This is a genomic window from Variovorax glucosi, from assembly GCF_051216695.1.
Taxonomy (GTDB): Bacteria; Pseudomonadota; Gammaproteobacteria; order Burkholderiales; family Burkholderiaceae_C; genus Variovorax.
The window spans coordinates 1-1,690 of sequence record NZ_JBPJZE010000044.1 but is presented as its reverse complement, the minus strand read 5'-3'; the positions used below and the strand labels follow the sequence as shown (position 1 = coordinate 1,690).

The 1,690-nt window shown below is 68.8% G+C and carries 2 protein-coding genes and 1 pseudogene; all 3 read right to left on the bottom strand.

Annotated elements, in window-relative coordinates; all coding sequences use genetic code 11:
- A pseudogene (locus ACSFA3_RS22655) lies at nucleotides 1-331 on the bottom strand (FxLYD domain-containing protein); the annotation flags it as partial.
- 46 nt (nucleotides 332-377) lie between these two features.
- On the bottom strand, nucleotides 378-974 hold the full coding sequence (locus tag ACSFA3_RS22650; RefSeq protein WP_435471310.1) for a hypothetical protein: 597 nt from the start codon (nucleotides 972-974) through the stop codon (nucleotides 378-380).
- Between the two features lie 13 nt (nucleotides 975-987).
- A partial coding sequence (locus tag ACSFA3_RS22645; RefSeq protein WP_435507724.1) for a glycosyltransferase occupies nucleotides 988-1,690 on the bottom strand: 703 nt, incomplete at its 5' end.

Genomic DNA, 1,690 nt, shown 5'->3' with positions numbered 1-1,690 from the left:
CCACGGAGCGCGGCGCACCGGACGTGGCATCGCGGGAGTCGAAGAAGAACAAGCCCACCACGCGAAACACCAGCACCACGCCCAGCAGGATGGCCACGGCTATGCCGACCTTGCGCAGCACCAGCTTCTGCCTCAGCGCCTCTTCGGCCGCGAGCTGGCGGCCGGCTTCGCTCTTCACCTGGTTGAGCACACGCTCCAGCCGGTCGGACACGTTGTCTTCCACCAGCGTGACCGAGCCGCAGTGGTCGCAGGTGTATTCGTTGAGGCCGGTGCGCTTGAGCACGCTGCTGCCGCATTCGCCGCACTTGAGCGTCTGGAGGTCGATGGTCATTGCAGTGCTGCTTCCGTGTTATTTTTTCTTGCCGCGCGCCAGCTGACTACCAGTCGAACAGGTCCGCGATGTCGCCGGCCTCGCTGGCACCGATCAGCGGCGTGAGCCGCTCGATCAGGCGCGCGCGGTGCACCGGGTTGACGGAACAGTCGTCCATGAAGATGTCGTCGCCCGCCTCGTCCCAGACCTGGCCGATGGTGCCGAGGCACACGGCCATCTCGAGGATGTCGGCAAAGATCGGTGCATCGTCTTTCCATGCACCCTCGCCGTGCCGGGCGAACTGTATCGCGCCTGTGTTCAGGTCGAAGATGAAGGGGTCCGCTCCCTGGTCGGCCACCACCAGCCAGTGATCGGGCCATTCGGCAATGCGCTCGCCGGTGATGCCATGCCAACGGTAGCCGGCCTGCAGTTCCCACAGGCGCGCGAGCGGCGGAATGCTGAAGGGGTTGCCGGCGGTCGGCACCGTGAGGCCCTCATGACCCACGCGGTCGTTGATCCACTCGCCGAGCGGGCCGACCTGTGCGTAGAAGGTTTCGACGGCGGCCGGCAGAGGGATCTCTCCGCGCCAATGCTCGGCGGCGGATTGCGACGCCAGCGCACCATGGGGAGCCAGCGCTGCGCGAGCCTGTTCGATCGATGCCACGTGTCTTCTCCGTTCAGGGGATGCAGGCGGCCTGCAATGCGGCGCGCAGGGCCTCCACGTCGCCCGGCGCCACCTCGCGCACGCCGGGCAGGTTGGCGAGGCCACAAGCGGTCGAGGCGACCACGGGCACGCCCGCCGCCACGGCGCGCAGTACCGCGCGCGGCGCGTGCTCGACGTGCGCAGGCAGCACGACGACGCTGGCGCCGGCCAGCCAGTCGCCTTGCCAGTTCATGTGTTCGATGTGCGCGATGCCACGCCAGAGCTGCTTGTCGTCCGAAGGCGAACCCATCACACGCAGCCGGTACGGCCAGTCTTGCAGTGCAGCGGCAAGCTCGCGCGCGCCCTTGCGTGCCAGTGCGCTTGCGGCGAACACGACGAGCGGCGGCCCCTTGCGTTCGACGGCCGCAGCAGCCTTGACCGGGGGCAGCATCCAGTCGAGCCGCATCAATGCCGCATGCGGCGCCGACTTCGCGAGTTGCCGGGCGATCTCCGCGTGCGGCGTGACCACGGCCTTCGCACGGGCAAACGCCAGCGTCTCGGCATGCACAAGCACGGGATCGGCACGGAAGTCGCGCAGCGTCGCATCGCCGGGCCAGTGACTGGCCGCGGCATCGAGCCGCTGCTCGATCCCCGCCATCGGCAACGCGCTGGCCAGCACGGTGACGCGGCGCCCGTCGAGCACGCCGATGCGCTGCAGGTGCGGCAGCAGTGCCTGC